The following is a 20,328-nucleotide window of genomic DNA, read 5'->3' on the forward strand; positions in this document are numbered from 1 at the left end:
AATATAGGCTTCTCTTTTTTTATAGTTGAAAGTTAATGGCCATGTTGCTAGTCCAGATTACTTTGAATCCTCATCTGCATTCGTATCTTTGCTCACATGGAACTTCGTAATCAAATCTTCCAGCTGTTCGGACAGCTTAGTTAATCGATTCGATTCATGTAAGATAGAAGACATGGATGCCGTCTGTTCTTCCACGGTAGAGGTAATGGCGCTGCTGTTCTCCGCAGTTGTTTGCGCAGTCGCCAGCAATTCTTGAACGGTTGCAGTCAGCTCTTCTGTTCCTGCTGAAATTTCTTCCGTAGCACTGGAGACATCTTGAATTTGCCCAGTTACCGCTTTGGTCGCATTTAAAATATCATTAAAGAGACGTCCCGTTTGTTCTGTAATCACGATTCCCATTTGCACATCTTGTGTGCCTTTCTCCATCGCCTTAACTGCATTTACGATTTCCAACTGAATCTCGCTGATCAGTTCCGCAATTTGCTTCGCGGAATTTTCCGATTGCTCGGCCAGTTTGCGAACTTCTCCTGCAACGACCGCAAAGCCTTTGCCATGTTCACCTACACGTGCCGCCTCAATGGATGCGTTTAGCGCCAGCAGATTGGTCTGGCTTGAGATTCCGGTAATGATATGTAATATATCTCCAATTTCATTTGAGCGGCCTTCCAATGTCTTAATGGCTTTGGACGTATGATCGACAGATTTCGTAATCAATCCCATCTGTGTCGCAACTTGTTGTACAATTTCGTTCCCCTTGAGCGACTTTTCCTCCATCGCATATGCTTCATCAGACACTGTTGAAGAACTGCTTGCGATCGTTTGAATAACAGTGGCCATCTCAGCCATCGCACGCGCACTGTCTGTTGTTGCTTGCTCCTGCATATGAATGCCTTGCGATACTTCTTGCATATTTTTCGTTATAACGTTAGCTCGCTGCGTGTTCTCTTCTGTAATCGCCAGCAGCCCTCTCGCCGATTCCGTCACTTCGACCGACGTCTGCTGTACTTTTACGATCATATCGCGGATTTTAAGCACCATTTCGTTAAATCTCTCATTTACGACACCAAGATCATCTTTGCCTGTATTAATCTGAACGTCGAAATTACCATTACTGACTTCTGCTATACCTTTAATCAGATCTTTAATTGGTGACAACGTGAGTCGTACAATGTAATACTGAATAACTAACACCACAACCAGAAGAACAAGCAAAATAAACAATCCGTTCCAAAGGAGTCGTTGAAGGCCTTCTGGCACCATGCTTGCATCCGCATCAACTGCAAAGTAAGCGAAAATTTTACCGCTTGAATCTTGGAGTGGGTAAGCGATCGTAGTCCAAGTACCAAACATGTCTGAGTAGAAGCTAGTAAATGTAGGCTCTCCTGATTCCATCATCTTGCCCAGTGCTTTGGCAACTTCTCCTGGCTGTTCGTACAGATCCCCGATATTCACATTATTTTTCTTGAAATCTTCCATTAAATTGTTAGGCATTGCCACTAGAGAGGTTTTGTTACCATCCTGAAGTTCGACGCCGAACACATAAGCCTGTGCAATGTTAGGGTTATACTTGGATACTTCACTTAAATACTTGCGAAGCTTTGTTTGTATAGGTCCATCGTAATCCTTCTCTTGAATAGCAGCCGCTATCGCTTTCGTATCAAGACCTTTGACCCAGTTATCAGTCACCGTTTCGATCTGTTTGTGCAACTGATCCGTTAATGTGTACTCCGTATTCAAATAGTTGACCGTGATGAGAATCGTACCGATTAAAATGATGTTTACGGAGGTTAATAATAAGTTTTTCACAAAAAATGACATGCTTTTCAGTCTATTCACCTGGTTCACTCCTATAATGTTTTGACTTGATGACAGCTCCTTGTTGATTTGGCACATCGCTCTCCAATCTATATTTCCGTAATGAAATGAAAATGAAAAATGAAAAAGTATATTCAGTATATATTTCGACATTTTTCTACCAAACTTAATAGTTAGGACAAATTTAATGTGAAATATTTTTCATATGATCACTTTTTACTATAACACATAGTTATAAAGACCTGTTATTCCAGGCCGGTGAACTCTAGATCAATATTAGCAATATAAATAGGCTATTATCTTCACTTTCTATATGCGCACAAAAAACCAATGTTTATCAGGAGAAATTCCTGGTAAACATTGGTTTGAAGTTGGAATATATACAATACGTACATCATTTGTCGAAAATTATGGTGCGGTAGAGAGGACTCGAACCTCCACGGGCATACGCCCACTACCCCCTCAAGATAGCGTGTCTGCCATTCCACCACTACCGCATGTTTTACCTTTTAGAAGGGACAGTTGCTATTGTATCGTGTTCAGTGACGAATGTAAAGTCCTTATTTACAAAAATTCAATTTCATTTCCTATATATTTTTTATCAATATTCAAAACAGTTTGCCATTAATATAGATGCATTTACATTCAACTCCATTCATGAACTGAAATAAAATATCCACATACTGGTACGATGTTACAATGCAGCCACCCCTATTTTATACATTTATGCACCCAATATATACACAAGTTATACATCAGCTGCTTTATTAATGCTTAAATTTAAAGCTTTTACCTTCACCATCCGTCATAAAAGCAAGCATTTAGCTCTGGCACTACGCCTCGAACTTGTCGTACTATATTGTCGTAATCTATTTTTCAAAAAATTAGAATCTCACCTGCATTCATGAATACACGAATCTTCCCCTACATCCTTATCTGCCCCTAAGTATTTGTTAACGCTTTCATCTCAACAAAACGATATTCGCCACTCGAGAGGAGCACCACGTATGAACCGTAAATCTATTTCGTTGTTAAGCGTCCCTTATGGTAAGGGCGCCGCCAGAGCTGGAGCTGAAGCCGGCCCGGCAGCTTTGTTGGAAGCTGGACTCGTTCGTTATTTAAATCAATTGAACCTACAAGTGGTGGATGAGGGTGCTGTAACCCCTCCGCCTGTTATAGAAGAACAACCTCCCGCAAGCAAGAAGCTGAAGCATCTGCACGAGATTGTCGCCCTTAACAGCGCATTGGCAGATCGCGTAGCAGCTATCGCAAGTCACGATCAGTTCCCGCTTATTCTCGGCGGAGATCATAGCATTGCCATCGGTACACTGGCTGGCATTACACGCCATTACAACAATGTAGGCGTCATTTGGTTTGATGCTCACGGCGACCTGAATACAGAAGATACAAGCCCTTCCGGTAACATTCATGGCATGTCTCTGGCTGTAAATCTAGGTCAAGGTCACCCGCTGCTTAAGCAAATTAGACAACACAGCTCCCGTATTAATCCTGCCAAAGTAGTCATTATTGGGGCTAGATCACTCGATCAAGGAGAGCGTGATTATATCCGCGAAGCAGGCATCACCTGCTTTACGATGCATGACATCGATCGCAAAGGGATGCCTTACGTCATGGAGCAAACATTACGCATTGTAGGCGACGGAACGGATGGGGTCCATCTCAGCTTTGACATTGATAGTCTTGATCCTTACGAAGCTCCAGGCACCGGAACTGCCGTCCCCGGAGGTGTAAGTTTCCGCGAGGCGCATCTGGCACTTGAACTTATGTATGAATCAAACCTCATCACATCGGCTGAATTTGTAGAAGTGAATCCACTGCTTGATTCGAATAAGCGCACCGTCCAATTGGCAATTGGTCTTATTGGCTCCTTACTGGGTGAACAAATTTTGTGACCTTACAACATGAATAAAAGGAGGCACCACTCTTGAATCATACAATTAGAATCATCGATCAGACCGAGAAATACGGAGCGCGGAACTATACCCCGCTGCCAATCGTCATCTCGCAAGCGGAAGGTGTCTGGGTCTCAGACCCGGAAGGCAATCGTTACTTGGATATGTTAAGCGCATACTCAGCACTTAATCATGGACATCGCCATCCGGCTATCATTCAAGCCTTAAAGGATCAGGCAGATAAGGTGACGTTAACCTCGCGTGCTTTCCATAATGATCAGCTTGGACATTTGTACGAACGGCTCTCCAAGCTTACAGGCAAAGCTATGATTCTCCCGATGAATACAGGTGCAGAAGCTGTTGAAACAGCTATTAAAGCTGCAAGACGCTGGGGTTATGAACATAAAGGAATCCCTGATAATCAAGCAGAAATTATCGTATGTGACGGCAATTTCCATGGCCGTACCGTGACGATCACCTCCTTCTCGTCTGAGGAGGCTTACAAACGCGGCTTCGGCCCGTTCACACCAGGCTTCAAGCTGATTCCTTATGGCGATATAGCTGCGCTTGAACAAGCCATAACACCTCATACAGCCGCGTTTTTGGTCGAACCGATACAGGGAGAAGCTGGCATAATTCTGCCTGCACCAGGCTTCCTTCAGGCAGCACAGGACCTGTGCAAACAGCACAACGTCCTGCTGATTGCTGACGAGATTCAGACTGGTCTAGGCCGTACTGGCAAGATGTTCGCTTGCGACTGGGAAAACATCGTGCCTGACATGTACATTCTCGGCAAGGCGCTTGGCGGTGGAGTCATCCCAGTGTCCGCCGTTGCAGCCGATACCGAGGTACTCGGCACGTATACGCCTGGCTCGCACGGCTCAACCTTCGGCGGCAATCCACTCGGCAGCGCGGTCGCCGTTGCCGCATTGGATGTTCTAACGAGCGAGAAGCTTGCCGATCGTGCGTTAACGCTTGGCGATTACTTTATGGCCGGACTTCGCAAGCTGCAATCGCCGCTTATTAAGGAACTGCGCGGCCGTGGCCTTTTAATCGGGCTGGAACTGAACGAGCAAGCTCGACCATACTGCGAGCAATTGCAGCGCTTAGGCTTGCTCGCCAAGGAAACACACGACAATACCATCCGCTTTGCGCCTCCACTTATCATTACGACGGAAGAGTTGGACTGGGCACTAGAGCGAATCGAACAAGTGCTGACAAGAGCTTAGCATCTAGACATCCCTTTGCTCGGTATGGGAAATCATTCATCCATTTATTCATGGTCTGTATTTAGGTAACGGAGTTACGCTATAATTAATAGTAACCAGAAAGAGGAGCCTGAGACGGTTCCTCTTTCTGGTTACTACTTACCTTTGGTTTGGAGGAGTACGAATGACCATTAGTTCAGAACAGGATATCGATGGTCTCCAAGAAATTGGCAGAGTTGTTGCTTTGACGATCGCGGAAATGAAACGCTGTGCGCAAGCCGGGATGACGACCAAAGAACTGGACGAAATCGGTGAGCAAGTTCTACGCAGCAACGGCACCGTGTCAGCCCCGAAGAAGGTATTTAACTTCCCAGGGCATACATGTATTAGCCTTAACCGTAATATTGCACATGGCATTCCGGGCAGCACCGTGATACAAGCCGGTGATCTAATTAATGTTGATGTATGTGCGGAGAAGGATGGATATATTGCAGATGCGGGACACTCCTTCCAAATACCTCCCTATACTCATGCCATTACCCAACTTTGCCAACATACGCATAACACGATGATGAATGTCATTTCTGCTTTAAAACACGGTGTACGGATAAATGAGATTGGACGCATCATGCAAGCTGAAGCTGCAAGGGGCGGTTATAAGGTTATTCAAAATCTGTGCAGTCACGGAGTAGGAAGAGCCATTCACGAATCACCAGAAATCCTTCCCGTATATAACAAACACGATAAACGTATGCTGAAGGAAGGAATGGTCATTACAATTGAACCCTTCCTGTCTACAGGTGCAGACTATGTAGTGGAACAATCGGATGGATGGACGCTGCGGCTTCCTGATAACAGTCTAGCTGCTCAACACGAGCATACCATTATTATTACAAAAGATAAGCCGATTATCGTTACAGTTGCATAAGGAGTCATATGATCCAATAAAATTAAACCGGACCATTTAGCTGCAAGCAAAGACACTGCATATGGTCACGATTTACGCCAGCATGTTCGTTCCTAACGCTTAGATCCACTAGAATCGCTAACAAGGCAAGGGCACCGATCTATGATCGGTGCCCTTGCCTTGTTATATTACATCTTGCTTATACGCTTAGCGAATAATTAATCCTGCTTGGTTAAAATAAGCGGACCATCCGCCGTTATCGCCAGTGTATGCTCGTACTGAGCAGATAAGCCACCATCACGCGTTCTAGCCGTCCAGCCGTCAGGATCCCGTTTGCTCTGCCATACGCCTGTGTTAAGCATCGGCTCGATCGTAAGAACCATGCCCTCTTTCAAGCGTGTACCCTTGCCCGCAGGGCCATAATGCAGCACTTGCGGATCTTCATGCATTTCTTGCCCGATGCCATGCCCAATAAATTCACGCACAACAGAGAAACCCTCTGACTCTGCAAGTGTCTGAATCGCATGTGCAATATCACCAAGACGATTTCCTACAACTGCTTGCTCAATCCCTTTGTACATGGATTGTTCCGTGATCTTCAACAGATGAGCCGCTTCTTCAGATATGTTGCCTACTGCGTAGGACCATGCGGAATCGGCCAACCAGCCATTTAAATTTACAACCATATCAATCGTAACGATATCACCGTCTTTAAGCGCGGTTTCGTTCGGAAAACCATGGCAAATGACATCATTAACCGAAGCGCATGTTGCAAACGGATAACCCATATAACCCTTCTGCTCTGGTGTAGCGTTATGCTCCTTCAAGAACCGCTCAACAAAGCGATCAATTTCCAAAGTCGTAATACCTGGACGGATCAGTTTAGCGATCTCTTTATGACAGGCAGCCAGCACTTTGCCAGCTTCATGCATCTTCGCTATTTCTTCCTTGCTCTTAATAATAATCATCTTCTGCACCTCTTTGCTCGTTGACATAACCGTTCTGCTTCATACACAGTATGATGCGTGTCGCGTTCATGATTATGATCATAACAGGAATCCGTGAGAAAGACAAAATGGAAAACGAACGCATTCACATGCTAATTGTAAATTCCAAAGAAGCCTCTCTATGTGTATCTTGTCATTGTACAATTAGTCGTTTTTTATACCAGGTATATACAAAATAACCGATCGCATTCGTCAAGAACATCACAAGTACCCAACCCACATGACCGCGTCTATCATAATATACATTCATGACCGCCCATTCAGTAAAGAGCAGCCAATAACTTACGACTCGTTAAAGTCTTTGTTATAAAATTATCGTTTGTAGAAGAAATGACGGTGTTTCTAGCGCCCGGTGGCGACTTCTCAACATTGTATCTCTAGTCTAACGTGTCATTTACATAGTCACTCGTTGCCGCATCTACCTCGTATTGGAACAGGATAGGAGTAGATCCATTATCCCATTCTGTCTTGGCTAGATAACCCCCTTCTACTTAACCCTGAAATAAATATCAAAAAAACCCTCGCATCGCGAAGGTTGTCTGGATTAAAGTTATGGTGCGGTAGAGAGGACTCGAACCTCCACGGGCGTACGCCCACTACCCCCTCAAGATAGCGTGTCTGCCATTCCACCACTACCGCACATATGGGGTTGATGCTATTGCATCTCACCAGAAATAATAACTGGTGAGCCATGAAGGACTCGAACCTTCGACACCCTGATTAAAAGTCAGGTGCTCTACCAACTGAGCTAATGGCTCATGATGTCTGAACTTAGCTGTTGCCACACTTTCTACTACAGTTGAGCAGTTAGTGGTGACCCGTAGGGGATTCGAACCCCTGTTACCTCCGTGAAAGGGAGGTGTCTTAACCCCTTGACCAACGGGCCATGTCGTTCATCTTCGTCCGTCACCTCATCGGCGACAAGTAAGAGTATATCAAACGAAAACGATGTTGACAAGCCCTTTTTTTAAACCTATTATTTCCACCTTTATAACTACATCATGTACCCATTTTCTCTATTTTATTTATATAAAATAGATACTAAAGACCGTACTACTTCAACTGCGACAACAACACGTTAGTTAGTATAACCCCATAAATACCATTCATTCCAGCCAGAAACCCTAATCCATAATATAACTAAGGAATAAAGTCGCTGTACCGAAATATACCGTCAATGAGAAGATATCATTAAGGGTTGTTATCAACGGACCAGATGCTACCGCCGGATCGGCATTACATTTAAACAACAGGATCGGGATAATCGTGCCCGCCATCGTTCCAATAATAATCGTCAAAAACAACGAGCTCCCCACAACAAACCCTAACGCTATACTGGACTGCCAAAATCCGGCGACAAGCGCAACGCTTATTCCGCATACTGTTCCAATCAGCAGCCCAACCATCAATTCCCTCCACAAAAGACGGGTGATGATCCCTCTGTCCAAATTTTCCTCGGATGCCAGACCGCGTATGACAACAGCCAAGGACTGTGTACCTGTATTCCCTGTCATGCCGGCTATCATCGGCATAAAGAAAGTAAGGGCGACAGCTTTGCTGAGCGTATCTTCAAAACCGCTAATAATACTGCCGGACACAAGTCCAAGAAAGAGCAGCATAATCAGCCAAGGCAGACGACGACGCGCAGCTGTGAGCGGATTGGTACGAAAATCAATCGTCTTGTCTGTCGCAGATAATTTATTAATATCCTCGTGCGCTTCTTCGCGCAGAACGTCGATTACATCATCAATGGTGACCACGCCGAGCAGCTTACTGCTGTCATCTACAACAGGCATTGATAAGTAGTCATACTGTTCAAATAAACGGGCTACGTCTTCCTGATCCGTATCAGCTGTTACCGAGATGACGTCTTCCTGCATCAGATCTTCAATACGATCCTCTTCTTGAGCAAGCACCAGTTCCCGGTAAGTTAAACGCCCCAGAAGTTCTTTAGCCTCGCTGACCACATAAAAATAATGTACATGCTTTGTCAGCTCTGCAAAGGACTTCACTTTCTCGACCGCTTCCCTAACGGTATACCGGTTATAGAACCATACGTAACGATTCGTCATCAGACCACCAGCCGTCTCCTGTCCGTATGTCATCAATTCACGTACGGTATCGCTCTCGGATTGCTCCATCAGCGACAGCATGTACTCCTTGGCTTCATATGGCACCTCTGCCATCATATCCGCCAAGTCGTCATTATCCATCCGGTTAAGCGCCTCAGCTGCACGTGCACGGCCAACGAGCTGCAAAACCTCCATTTGCAGCCTCGGCTCGAGTTCACGCATCATGTCAACGAGGGGTTCAAGCTCAATGATATCAATTAAGAGCGATCTATGCCTTAACTCCAGTTCACGATAAGCAACTGACAGATCATACGGCTGCCATTTCTTGAACTGCTCCTGCATATTGGCACGGTTGCTCACATGGTCACTATGTAGTATTTGTTCCGCTGTTTCTGCTAAATCTCTGCCTGCCACATACAACGATGCCCGCTTTTCTACCTTTGGTCCCTGTTTCATCTATCCATCCCCTTAGAGACATCTATCTGTATATCATGTCCCATCCTTTCCATTAACACCATTCTGAGCATGGTAAACAAAAATTACATGTATTTAAAGATCTGTTCAAGGATTTATCCAAGGATATAACCCTCTTACAATCGTTCAACACAAGTACATTAGGATACCATGTTGGTTACCATGCTTTTCATTTAAGTTTTATTATGAATGTATCGAGAATGGCAGTGAAGATGCGAGAACATCCTAAACCATGAAATAACGAGGATAAAAGGAAGGGACACGTGCAGTACAGAAAGAAGTAAAATCAATAAAGTCAAAAACAAAAAAATCCCTCTCGGGATTCTCTTCATAAGCATTAAATTAACTGGCGGAGAAAGGGGGATTCGAACCCCCGCGGCTGTTACACCCTAACGCTTTAGCAAAGCGCCCCCTTCGGCCTCTTGGGTATCTCTCCATGTGGCTCCCCGAACAGGACTCGAACCTGTGACAACTCGATTAACAGTCGAGTGCTCTACCAACTGAGCTATCAGGGAATAACAATTTTAAATTTATCATAAAGAACGATAGGTGTCAATACTACTTCTCTGCATTTGAACCGGCAATATCCGATTCAACAAATTCTGTGCAGCAGGAGAGCCTGTCTTTATACGTCATCTTGACCCTCCTGTCACACCCTACAGCATCAAGCTAGCTTGGCATCGTACCATTGTGACAACTTTACAATCAAGACTCCCATCCGTTCCTCGTCAGGCACAAGTACACGTGACACACCCTCATCCTGCAGCGCAGCAGCAGTGATTTTGCCTACTGCCGCCGCTAAGGTGCGCTCGGCGAATATCCGGCGCAGTTCAGCTGCAAGTCCGTGTTTATGCGCATATTGAAACAGAAAACGCGCTTGCGGCGCACTAGTCATCGCAACGGCATCAATCTTGCCGTCAAGCAATTCCTGCAACAATAGCTCCAACTCTTGCTCCGCAGGAGGCGTATGGCGATATGGCATCAATTCCGTCCAACTTGCACCAGCTTCCTTCAGAAAGCTGACCAGCGTTGGAGCAGGATCGCCATGAAGCTGCAGCGAAACATGCATCCCACTCCAAGCGTTAATGCCTTGACTCTGCATACCACGCACAAGCCCAAGTGTGGAGCCGTCGTCATCACGCACATCCGGTGTGATCCCTAACTTGCGGAGCGCATTAATTGTTTTGTAACCACGTGCTGCATGCTTCATACCTGCAAACCGCTGCAGCAACAACTCTCGCTTACCTACATCTGCAGCTGCTTCTATTAACATGTTAAGCCCCATACCAGTCGTCCAGACAGCCCAATCCAATGGTTGATTCTGATCCAAGAGCTTGTCTACCTCATTGTCGAGATGATCGAACCCTGCAAGCAGTGTTCCTTGTGTGGCACGAATAAGCGGTGTTCCGCCCTGCTTCCGCACAAGTGTGGACATTTCTTCTGCCTTGCGCGGACCTGTCAGCGCTACTACTTTGCCTTCCAACTTCGCCATCGATAATCCCTCCTGTAATATAGATGCGAGCTTGTTATTCAGCTATAGCTTTAAGCGTAAGCTTGCCCCGGCATTTGCCGCATACGTACTTCTTTACATCCACCTTGCGTTTGCGCATATAACGCTGGCCGCATGCCTGACACAACAGGAAGTATCGATAAGGTTCCGTACGCTTCTTCCGAATGTCTGGCAAAGCCTTGCAGTACCTAGATCCGCCTACTTCAGCAAGCAAACGTTTAAAATCAGCGTCTCTATGCTGATAGCCTCTTCCCTCCAAATGCAGATGATAATGGCACAATTCATGCTTGATGATACGTTCCACTTCTTCTGCACCATTAGTCTCCCATTGCTTCGGATTAATTTCAATATCATGAGACTTTAAAAGATAGCGGCCTCCTGTCGAAGATAAGCGTGTATTCCACCGTGCGTGATGGCGGAACGGTCTTCCGAAGTCACGTGCAGATATTTGCTCGATCCAGCGCTGCAGCCCGTCATTGGACCAGTTGTTCGTCATTGTGTCCGCCTTTCATCCATTTAACTGCCAACCTGTGCTAAAAGATGATCCTACTTGAATTTGTACTTGAACTCCTTTACACTGTCAAGAGTATCCCATATGAACTTTGCAAATTATACCGATAGAAGTGACATGAAGGAGAGGACTACCCGATGTCGAAGATGCGTTATATCATCTTTCAACAGGACACACAACTGGAGTTCGTCGCAATGCCAGCGGATTACGCCTATCAACTAAGCGCGTTGAATCTCCGCTTAAATAAAGAGATTGGCAAGCTGACCGCGAGCAACGTGCCCAGCCTTCCCTTTGCAGTAGCGGAATGTGATCAACTTGAGCTGCTCCGTGAGCAGGACACGCTGACAAGCGGGATCGAATATATGACACGTCTGGAACAAGCCTTTGCTGCCATCCAGGAAACGGAGTATCCATTGATCTCGCTCCTAACCGAGATTCGCGCACTACTTGCGCAGTTGGAACAATGGTATGAGGAAGAAGAAGAGTTGTCATAATTACGAATGATATGAATAGACCGGAAGACCTCTGTATCTAATGCAGTTGGTCTCCGGTCTTTATTTCTTTCCTGCGGACCTGCACTTAATTCAACCCCTGCCCATAAGATAGCGGTACAACGAGAATCCGCATCTCCCCAAAGGAGGTATACTAATGCCGCAATGGTTGAGCAACCAATTGATGCGCGCCTTCCAGAAGAAGGACCGCCGACAAATCAAGCTGCTGAATGAGTGCTGGTTTTTTTACCGTACGAATCCACAAGCTCGCTATTAAATGGAAGCAGCGACGTCTGCAGCGAGCAAATCATGCCTCTTCCCCCCAACCGCCCGAGCCTCCAGATGGTAGCAGCGACTCACATCAGCAACCTTAATCTGCGGGCTAGCGCCCATAAGTCCCGCGCATCACATACGATGGCGGGATTTTTCAAATAGTCACAATCTTTAATGATACTCATCCCCTCTTCAAAACACGAATTAATTCATGTCCAGGCTAGAATTAAGTATCTTAGTCACCCTTCCGGATGCTTTGCAATAAGCTTTCACTGCTTGCTTCCAGCCTCATCGGATAATTAACCGTTAGGTCCGGAGCTGCCGCTTGAACCTGACTGTATACAGCTTGCGAAGCATATAGCCTGCAGTTTTCGGAACTGGATTGAGCTATAAACTGCCTCAGCGAATCAGGATGATCAATCCCTAATGGGATCGTAACAATATGATCAATGCCTGCCTCTTCTGCTTTTGCAGCCATCCACTGCCCACCTTTTAAGCCAAGACATACAAAGCCGACTTTCGTACCTGCCTGAAGCTTGGATAGATCAAGCAGCGCGTTAAATTCGACTGCCGCACCCAGCACGATTAATTCGTGCTTGTCTCCAATGAGTGCTTGTACTTCCTGCTCATGGTTTAAAGTGGTCACAACATATTGCGCGCGGCTTAAGCTTTCTTCTAGCAATGAGGGGGAGTACTTTATATCCTCCAAATAGAGCGTTGATGTACGGGCTCCTGTAATACGGACAATTTCTTGTTCATAAAAGTCATAATCATGCTCTTTACATTCGATAAATAACACTTCAGGCACTTGGCGAACAGGAAGCTGAAACAGTTGCGTATAAGCAAGTCCCGCTACGGCTAACTCCCGTATATCCAACTGGCGTTCGCACGCTTCATTAGACATGCTGTTCAACAGCTCATACATAACGACTCGGTTTTGCTTAAGCTTTCTTACCTGCTCATTATGCTGTACTTCAGTGCCCTTACCTTTCTGGATCGAAACAATGCCTTCATCCTTAAGCTGTATATACACCGCATTAATCGTGTTCCGATTAAGTCCAAGCTGTTCAGCCAATTGAACCGCAGGCGGCAAGAGCTCGCCAGGCTGAATTTGCCCAATCCCGATCAGCCACTTCAGCTGTTCTTTCACTTGCGTGTTAATACTATAGGTTAACGTTGGGTCCACCTGTATTAATAATTGATGCTCGTCCAAAGACAACTCCCCCCGCTATTATTAATCTGTTCATCATCAACTCACAAATACATAGTTAAGTAGGATTTTATGATTTTAGCATATCGGAAATGCACATATCACGCAAGCAACCATTCCCCGCTCCTTTCCGTACTCCTACAAGGACATGGAAGCGTTACACTAAGTTTAACTATACTATATTGATGATAGACTTGTAGTTTCATAACACCCTTGACTTTCCCCTGCACGGGAAACTGTATACTACCATTATGTTATAGATTGGAGGCAATATTTTGTTTAAAATCAGTGAGTTTTCCAGGCTAAGCAAGGTCTCTTTAAAAACACTGCGTTATTATGACCAGATTGGCATCCTAAAACCGAGAAAGGTGGATCACGATACGGGCTACCGTTACTATTCCGCAGATCAGCTTCTTGAGCTCAACCGAATCTTAATCTATAAAGAATTGGGTTTCACATTGCCACAAATTACACAGTTGCTCCATGAGGATATTACATTGGAGAATATTCAAGGGATGTTTAAGCTGAAAAGAAGCGAAATCCAGCAAATCATCGATGCGGAACAAGCCAAACTCCTCAGGATTGAGGAGCGTATGCAGCTTATAGAAAAAGAGGGGCAAGTTGAAACAGGGCAAGAAATCAGAGTCAAAACAGAAGATGACAAACAGTTTCTTTTTCAGAAAGCACGCGGGAGAGAAGAGGACATTCCAGACCTATTTCGTACATTTAATCAGTTATTAACAAAGGAAATTCGCGAATTGACTCAAGGGCCTCAGGTTGTTTTGTGGAAAGAAATAGACGGAAATGAGGAAGAGTTTGAGTTTGAAGTCGGTTATTTTTTAACCTGTGAGCTGCTATTAATTCCAGACCTATTTCAGCTGCGGACTCTTCCACCTGAGCCGATGATGGCCACTATGGCTTTTCGTTCAAATTCTAGCTTTGCTTGTACAGCCTGTGTTCATTTAGCTAAATGGATTGAGAAAAATAACTATCAGATCAAGGAAAACGAATCTGGAAGGGAAATATATTTACCATTATCTCCAGAACAAGATGCACAATTCATAGAAATACAAATTCCAATTATTAATAGATAACTAGAGAAGGAGTGGAGTGAAGTGAAAAATAAAGGGATCATCTATGTCCTGGCACTGGCTGTTTTTCTGATCGGAACCATTGAATACATTATTACAGGAATCATTGAAATGATCGCTTTGGACTTGGGAGTATCTACTTCCGAAGCCGGGTTACTGGTAACTGTGTTTGCTCTTGCAGCGGCCATAATCGCTCCGATTTTGATTGCATTAACGATAAATGCAGATCGCAAGAAGCTACTGATGGTCACCCTTACTGTGTTTATTGCCAGCAACGGACTTATGTTTGTAGATCTTGCTTACGAAACAGTACTATGGGTACGAATTATTCAAGGGGCTAGTGGAGGAATCACAACCGTAGTAGCCATGGCAGTAGCGACACGACTCGTTGAAAAAGAAAAAAGGGGCAATGCCATCGGTATCATTTTGATGGGGCTTAGCAGTTCGCTAGTGCTCGGTGTTCCCATCGGCACATTTTTTAGTGAGATGTTTGGATGGAGATTTCTATTTATTTTAATCGGTTTATTAAGTGTTCTTCCATTACTTATTATCTATAAAAAGGTTCCGGCAATCAAAGAAGAAGAAAAGGTTACCCTCAGAATGCAGTTCTCCATTTTAAGGAATTCAAAAATTCTGACTGCCTTGGTTATTACTTTATTTTATATCGGCGGCTATTCTACACTGTTCACTTATATAACGCCTTTCTTGCAAGCCACATCCTCTCTTTCCATAACCGAAATTAGCGGTGTTCTATTCCTGGCGGGAATTTGCAGCTTTGTCGGATCAAAAGTGGGCGGACAATTGGCAGATGCAAAGGGATCGAAATTTACAATTTGTCTCGGGCTCCTGTTACAAGGGACTTCTCTTCTTTTATTCACTCTAGCAGGTGTCAATTTCTTTTTATTAATCTTGGTGTTCATGATTTTTATGTTAGCAACGTGGAGTATTTCTCCTGCCCAGCAATTATATCTGGTTACGCTAGCGCCTCGAAATCCGGACATTGCCCTTAGCGTAAATACTTCGTTCATCCAATTTGGTTTTGCACTGGGATCAGGATTAGGCGGGCTTGTCATCAGTCGTACATCTGTCCTGTATTTGAATTGGCTGGGTTTTGCTGCTGTAAGCATAGCTTTACTTCTTGCCATCTTGCTATTTAAAAAAATCAGTATCAAGTCTGGAACCCCTATTGCTACTAAATAAATATGAAATGGACTGTACTAGGGTGAAACTAAAATAATAATCCGTCTTTTTCAAGCGGGGCAATCATGTATTCCTCATCCCTTAGCGTGAGCTTAAAAAAATAAGAAAGCATTTGACATGAATAAAAATCACATTTATATTTTAATAAATAACTAGTAACCTATGTATTTATTATTTTATATTTTTCAAAGGAGTGATTGTTCATGTCTCAGTCCCAAATTCAATCTCAACCCGCTGCACCTCCGATTCCTGCGCCTCTTCCAGCTTCAACGGAAGCAGGCAGCTATTGGACTAAGATGTCTACTGCTGCACGGTCACCACTTAAAGTATCCCTGCGCTCGTCGGCTATTGGGTTTGCCGGCGGGCTCATCTCGATCTTGTTACTCGCTTCTCTAAGCAGTTGGACCTCAACACTGTGGATAATGGCTCCCTTCGGTGCCAGTGCTGTCCTGGCCTTTGGACTTTGGGATGCGCCTTTATCGCAGCCCCGCAACATTATCGGCGGGCATTTGATCTCCACTTGTATCGGCTTATGTGTGTATCATTTATTTGGGTCAAGTCCGATGACGCTTGCACTTGGTGTTGGCGTTGCAATCGGTGCCATGATGCTCACCAAGACGACTCATCCTCCGGCAGGTGCCGATCCGATTGTCGTTATCACAGCTGGCTGCAGTTGGTCATATCTAGTCAGTCCCGTGCTGATCGGCTCACTCCTTATCGTCCTGCTCGCCCTGCTAATCAATAATCTGGAACCCGGAAGACGCTACCCGACGTTCTGGTATTAACCTTTGAGCAAGAGGCTACAGCTTCTTTCGTTGCTTCAGCCTCTTGATGCTGGCTAGCACAACTTCGTCGATCTGTTCTGTATTAAGCGGTTCATCTTTCTGTTCATCTTTCTTTTGCTCTTCCTCCGCTTTCTCTTGATTAGCCTTGATAAGGGAAGCAAGTGCAATAATACTGCCAAAGGCTCCTAGGTAACCTGCAATTAAGGCAAGATCGTCGGATGTCAGCTCATATTTATTATTGGTGATGTTCTCCGCCATATCGGAGAGTTGGGATTGCGCCAGAAGTGGATTACTGACGGAGATCCCTCTGTTACTCTTCCTGCAGCGTTTCGCCATAGTCCCATCCCTCCCCTTTATAGGAGTCCATATCTGCCTAACTGTAGCATATGAACATTTAGGTGGCAGTGTCAGGGCGAGCGCCTATCTCAATAGCAAAAAGCCTACCTGTCTTCAAGACAGGTAGGTTTAACTTTACACAAATTGTACTTTGTACAGCTTATTTTTGAGTTCCATTTATTGCTCCGGTGCCCGCATCGTTAATCCGACTCTACCCTTTTTAAGATCCACACTAAGTACCCATACCGTTACGTTATCTCCCACAGATACAACATCCAACGGATGTTTAACGAAGCGGCCACTTAGTTGTGAAATATGAACCAGTCCGTCATTTTTAATCCCAATGTCTACAAACGCACCAAAGTCGATCACATTACGAACCGTTCCTTGCAACTCCATGCCCGGTTTTAAGTCTTCGATCTGCAGCACATCCGTACGGAAGATTGGCGGCGCAAGTTCTTCGCGCGGATCACGCCCTGGACGGAGCAAGCTGTCCACAATGTCCTTTAATGTGGGAATGCCTACGCCAAGCTGATCAGCAAGAACCGCAGCATCTGCTTGAGCAAGCTTATCCGTCAATTCTTTTGTTCCGATTGCACTGTCCATTACGCCAAGCTGCTTAAAGAGTTGCGCAACTACCTTATACGATTCCGGATGAATCGGTGTGCTGTCGAGCGTATTCATCCCATCCGTAATCCGCATAAAACCGATACACTGCTCGTACGCTTTTGGCCCTAAGCGAGGGACTTTCTGCAAAAGTCGGCGTTCTGTAAACTTGCCGTTTTCCTCTCGATACTTGACAATATTTTTGGCCAAAGTTGTATTTATTCCTGAAACGTAAGATAGCAGCGATGGTGACGCGGTATTCACATCCACACCAACATGGTTTACGGCCGATTCCACAACCGCGCCCAAGCTTTCTTCAAGCCGCTTAGGTGCCACATCATGTTGGTATTGTCCTACGCCGATCGCTTTTGGATCAATCTTAACAAGCTCAGCCAGCGGATCTTGCATCCGGCGTGCGATCGAAGCCGCACTTCGCTCTGCAACATCCAGATCCGGGAATTCCTCTTGTGCTAGCTTGGAAGCCGAGTATACACTCGCTCCGGCCTCATTAACAATGACATACTGCAGCAGCTCGCCTTTCTCCGCTTTACGTTTGCTGATCCAATCGGCCACAAATTGCTCTGTCTCACGCGATGCGGTGCCATTCCCAATAACGACTAACTCCACATCGTAACGATCAGCCAGTTCTGTAAAGGTACGTTCCGCTTCCTTTACCTTGTGATGCGGCGCCGTCGGATAAGTGACCGCCACCTGCAGCAGCTTGCCCGTATCATCAACCACTGCCAGCTTACAGCCCGTACGAAAAGCCGGATCGACACCAAGCACTGTCTTCCCCTTAACCGGAGGCTGTAAAAGCAGGCTGCGCAAATTGCTCGCAAATACTTGAATCGCCTGTTCTTCTGCTTTCTCCGTCAGTTCATTGCGCACATCGCGTTCTATAGACGGCGCAATTAGGCGCTTGTAAGCATCCTCTGCCGTCGTGATTAGCAAATTACGAACGATAGATGCCCCACGAATCGTCTTGCGTTCCATATAAGCCGCTATTTTCTCAGTTGGCACATCGAGGCCGACTTTTAATATGTCCTCTCGTTCGCCGCGATTAATGGCCAGAATGCGGTGTGATGGCAAGCGTTTCACAGGCTCCTGATAGGCATAATACATTTCGTATACGGTCTCTTGCTCTTTATCCTTCGCTTCCGTACGCAAAATGCCTTGATCAAACGTATATTGGCGGACCCATTTACGTATATCAGGGTCGTCTCCGATCATTTCTGCAATAATATCAAGCGCTCCCTGAAGTGCTTGTTCATGACTTTCGACACCTTTGTCAGCATCAACATAGTTTGCTGCCTCTGCCTCTACACTACCAGTCTTCGGTTCAGTCAGTATCCAGCTCGCAAGCGGCTCCAGACCGCGCTCCTTAGCAACGCTTGCCCGTGTCTTCCGCTTCTGGCGATAAGGACGATACAAGTCCTCTACTTCTTGCAGCTTGATTGACTTCACGATAGATTGCTGCAGCTCATCCGTAAGCTTATCCTGCTCGTCGATCAGACGCAGCACTTCCCGCTTACGTTCCTCTAATCCACGCAAATACCCAAGTCGTTCTTCGATAGCACGAAGCTGGTTTTCGTCAAGCTCACCTGTCATTTCTTTGCGGTAACGAGCAATAAATGGAATTGTATTTCCTTCGTCCAACAGCTCGATGGTACGTTGAACTTGTCCCTTCCCAAGAGACAATTCAGCCATGAGCTGCTTAAGCAAACGTTCTGGTTCGCTTGCTTTCATCTGTTCAATCGACGCATCCAACGCCTTGTATTCTTTCGTTTCATCACGTACGGTCATGTATAAACTTCCTTTCCATACCTGTTCGTGTAACCCTTTACAAGCTTATCCCTTATTGTCGCAAAAATTAACTATAAAATCCACTCTTTATGTATTGCAGCTTTTCCAGAACTTTAACACTTGCAAATGGCTCGATGTCCATACTGCAGCTACACATTTCTTCTACCTCTCTGCTTTGATCTAGGCAGTGAACAGGTACGGATATTAAAGAATAAAGAAAACCACGACAGGAAACACATCTGAAAACTTTATTAAGGGTTAGTCTTCTGTAGTATGCTGGCACTCATTGTCTGTCCGTCTCTGACCAGATCTCAAACCACATCAGTTATATTTTGTGTCGGATCCATATGCAGCGTCAACAATGCAGAGTAGAGCAATACTCCTATATGGATGATCACGTGCGCACTTCTACCTATAGATACAAAGAGAAGGGATCGGCTCGATGCGCCAATCCCTTCTCTAACTAATGTACCTACTAGAAATCAATTAAGCCGATGCTAATCTGCAGCGCATCGTCCACCTTACGCATCGTCTCTTCGTCAAGATGCGTAATCTTGTCTGTCAGACGCTGCTTGTCAATCGTACGGATCTGTTCCAGCAAAATGACCGAATCCCGATCAAAGCCATGAGTAGCCGCATCAATCTCCACATGGGTCGGAAGCTTCGCCTTCTGTATCTGTGCAGTAATTGCGGCTACAATAACAGTCGGGCTGAAGCGGTTGCCAATATCATTCTGAATGACAAGGACGGGACGTACCCCTCCTTGCTCCGAACCAACGACGGGTGACAAATCGGCAAAAAAAACGTCGCCGCGCTTTACGATCAATGTCTACACCCCGCTAACTAAACGGCCAAGCGTGCCATCTGCATCTTCTTCCGCATAGAACGCCTCGGATGCCATCGTCAAATTAATCTTGGCCATTTCCATATAGCCTCGCTGCATTGATTCACGAATATGACGCTTCTTGCGTTCATTCAAATACAATTTCATCGCTTGTCGAATAAATTCACTACGATTAGAATTCTCCATAGCAACAATGCCGTCCACTTCCTGCAACAATTGGTCGGGCAAGCTGATCATAATCCTTTTGGTGTTCTGAATGTTGGCCACCTGTC

Annotated in this window: 18 protein-coding genes and 6 tRNA genes; 8 read left to right on the forward strand and 16 right to left on the reverse strand. The window is 45.4% G+C overall.

Annotated features, from left to right (window positions below; all coding sequences use genetic code 11):
* Window positions 1-57: 57 nt before the first annotated feature.
* Window positions 58-1,836, reverse strand: coding sequence for a methyl-accepting chemotaxis protein (locus MH117_RS15695; RefSeq protein WP_239329897.1), 1,779 nt, complete (start codon window positions 1,834-1,836; stop codon window positions 58-60).
* Window positions 1,837-2,226: 390 nt separating this feature from the next.
* Window positions 2,227-2,312: transfer RNA gene (locus tag MH117_RS15700), tRNA-Leu, on the reverse strand.
* 510 nt (window positions 2,313-2,822) lie between these two features.
* Here MH117_RS15700 and rocF point away from each other — a divergent pair.
* The 3 genes from rocF to map (MH117_RS15715) all read left to right on the forward strand — a co-directional run bounded on the left by rocF (window position 2,823) and on the right by map (MH117_RS15715) (window position 5,864).
* Complete coding sequence (gene rocF, locus MH117_RS15705) at window positions 2,823-3,728, forward strand: arginase (RefSeq protein ID WP_239329899.1); 906 nt, start codon at window positions 2,823-2,825, stop codon at window positions 3,726-3,728.
* 32 nt (window positions 3,729-3,760) lie between these two features.
* Window positions 3,761-4,957 carry an ornithine--oxo-acid transaminase gene (locus tag MH117_RS15710; protein WP_239329901.1) on the forward strand — a complete coding sequence of 399 codons (1,197 nt, stop codon included), beginning with the start codon at window positions 3,761-3,763 and terminating at the stop codon, window positions 4,955-4,957.
* Window positions 4,958-5,120: 163 nt separating this feature from the next.
* On the forward strand, window positions 5,121-5,864 hold the full coding sequence (gene map, locus MH117_RS15715; protein WP_239329903.1) for a type I methionyl aminopeptidase: 744 nt from the start codon (window positions 5,121-5,123) through the stop codon (window positions 5,862-5,864).
* A gap of 197 nt (window positions 5,865-6,061) precedes the next feature.
* Here the strand turns inward: map (MH117_RS15715) and map (MH117_RS15720) are convergent, their stop codons facing one another.
* The 9 genes from map (MH117_RS15720) to MH117_RS15760 all read right to left on the reverse strand — a co-directional run bounded on the left by map (MH117_RS15720) (window position 6,062) and on the right by MH117_RS15760 (window position 11,402).
* Window positions 6,062-6,811, reverse strand: a complete 750-nt coding sequence (gene map, locus MH117_RS15720) for a type I methionyl aminopeptidase (RefSeq protein WP_239329905.1) — start codon at window positions 6,809-6,811, stop codon at window positions 6,062-6,064.
* Window positions 6,812-7,403: 592 nt separating this feature from the next.
* Window positions 7,404-7,489: transfer RNA gene (locus MH117_RS15725), tRNA-Leu, on the reverse strand.
* 43 nt (window positions 7,490-7,532) lie between these two features.
* A tRNA-Lys gene (locus tag MH117_RS15730) sits at window positions 7,533-7,608 on the reverse strand.
* Window positions 7,609-7,661: 53 nt separating this feature from the next.
* Window positions 7,662-7,736: transfer RNA gene (locus tag MH117_RS15735), tRNA-Glu, on the reverse strand.
* A 238-nt stretch (window positions 7,737-7,974) separates the two neighbouring features.
* Window positions 7,975-9,378 (reverse strand): magnesium transporter, encoded by a 1,404-nt coding sequence (mgtE, locus tag MH117_RS15740; protein ID WP_239329907.1) that lies wholly within the window; start codon window positions 9,376-9,378, stop codon window positions 7,975-7,977.
* A gap of 365 nt (window positions 9,379-9,743) precedes the next feature.
* Window positions 9,744-9,832, reverse strand: a tRNA-Ser gene (locus MH117_RS15745).
* Between the two features lie 3 nt (window positions 9,833-9,835).
* Window positions 9,836-9,911: transfer RNA gene (locus MH117_RS15750), tRNA-Asn, on the reverse strand.
* Between the two features lie 149 nt (window positions 9,912-10,060).
* Window positions 10,061-10,888 (reverse strand): uroporphyrinogen-III synthase, encoded by an 828-nt coding sequence (locus MH117_RS15755; protein ID WP_239329909.1) that lies wholly within the window; start codon window positions 10,886-10,888, stop codon window positions 10,061-10,063.
* 34 nt (window positions 10,889-10,922) lie between these two features.
* Window positions 10,923-11,402, reverse strand: coding sequence for a SprT family protein (locus MH117_RS15760; RefSeq protein WP_239329912.1), 480 nt, complete (start codon window positions 11,400-11,402; stop codon window positions 10,923-10,925).
* Between the two features lie 152 nt (window positions 11,403-11,554).
* Here MH117_RS15760 and MH117_RS15765 point away from each other — a divergent pair, with 152 nt between their 5' ends.
* A complete protein-coding gene (locus tag MH117_RS15765; RefSeq protein WP_239329914.1) occupies window positions 11,555-11,911 on the forward strand; it encodes a hydrolase/acyltransferase in 357 nt (118 codons plus the stop codon).
* A gap of 154 nt (window positions 11,912-12,065) precedes the next feature.
* Complete coding sequence (gene cmpA / locus MH117_RS15770; RefSeq protein WP_157277755.1) at window positions 12,066-12,185, forward strand: cortex morphogenetic protein CmpA; 120 nt, start codon at window positions 12,066-12,068, stop codon at window positions 12,183-12,185.
* 231 nt (window positions 12,186-12,416) lie between these two features.
* Here cmpA and MH117_RS15775 read toward each other — a convergent pair whose 3' ends face one another.
* Window positions 12,417-13,394, reverse strand: coding sequence for a GntR family transcriptional regulator (locus MH117_RS15775; protein ID WP_239329916.1), 978 nt, complete (start codon window positions 13,392-13,394; stop codon window positions 12,417-12,419).
* Window positions 13,395-13,666: 272 nt separating this feature from the next.
* Here MH117_RS15775 and MH117_RS15780 point away from each other — a divergent pair, with 272 nt between their 5' ends.
* From MH117_RS15780 to MH117_RS15790, 3 genes are all read left to right on the forward strand, one after another.
* Window positions 13,667-14,485, forward strand: a complete 819-nt coding sequence (locus MH117_RS15780; protein ID WP_239329918.1) for a MerR family transcriptional regulator — start codon at window positions 13,667-13,669, stop codon at window positions 14,483-14,485.
* 21 nt (window positions 14,486-14,506) lie between these two features.
* Window positions 14,507-15,682, forward strand: a complete 1,176-nt coding sequence (locus tag MH117_RS15785; protein WP_239329920.1) for an MFS transporter — start codon at window positions 14,507-14,509, stop codon at window positions 15,680-15,682.
* A gap of 296 nt (window positions 15,683-15,978) precedes the next feature.
* Entirely contained in the window at window positions 15,979-16,467 is a 489-nt protein-coding gene (locus MH117_RS15790; protein ID WP_239330675.1) for an HPP family protein, read from the forward strand.
* 15 nt (window positions 16,468-16,482) lie between these two features.
* Here the strand turns inward: MH117_RS15790 and MH117_RS15795 are convergent, their stop codons facing one another.
* From MH117_RS15795 to MH117_RS15810, 4 genes are all read right to left on the reverse strand, one after another.
* Entirely contained in the window at window positions 16,483-16,803 is a 321-nt protein-coding gene (locus tag MH117_RS15795) for a hypothetical protein (protein ID WP_239329922.1), read from the reverse strand.
* A 177-nt stretch (window positions 16,804-16,980) separates the two neighbouring features.
* Window positions 16,981-19,212 (reverse strand): Tex family protein, encoded by a 2,232-nt coding sequence (locus MH117_RS15800; RefSeq protein WP_239329924.1) that lies wholly within the window; start codon window positions 19,210-19,212, stop codon window positions 16,981-16,983.
* A gap of 475 nt (window positions 19,213-19,687) precedes the next feature.
* Window positions 19,688-20,038, reverse strand: a complete 351-nt coding sequence (locus tag MH117_RS15805; protein WP_028545886.1) for a type II toxin-antitoxin system PemK/MazF family toxin — start codon at window positions 20,036-20,038, stop codon at window positions 19,688-19,690.
* Window positions 20,039-20,041: 3 nt separating this feature from the next.
* Window positions 20,042-20,323, reverse strand: coding sequence for a CopG family ribbon-helix-helix protein (locus MH117_RS15810; RefSeq protein ID WP_028545885.1), 282 nt, complete (start codon window positions 20,321-20,323; stop codon window positions 20,042-20,044).
* Window positions 20,324-20,328: the final 5 nt, after the last annotated feature.

The sequence above is a fragment of the Paenibacillus sp. ACRRX genome (assembly GCF_022346885.1).
In the GTDB taxonomy this organism is placed as follows: Bacteria; Bacillota; Bacilli; order Paenibacillales; family Paenibacillaceae; genus Paenibacillus_B.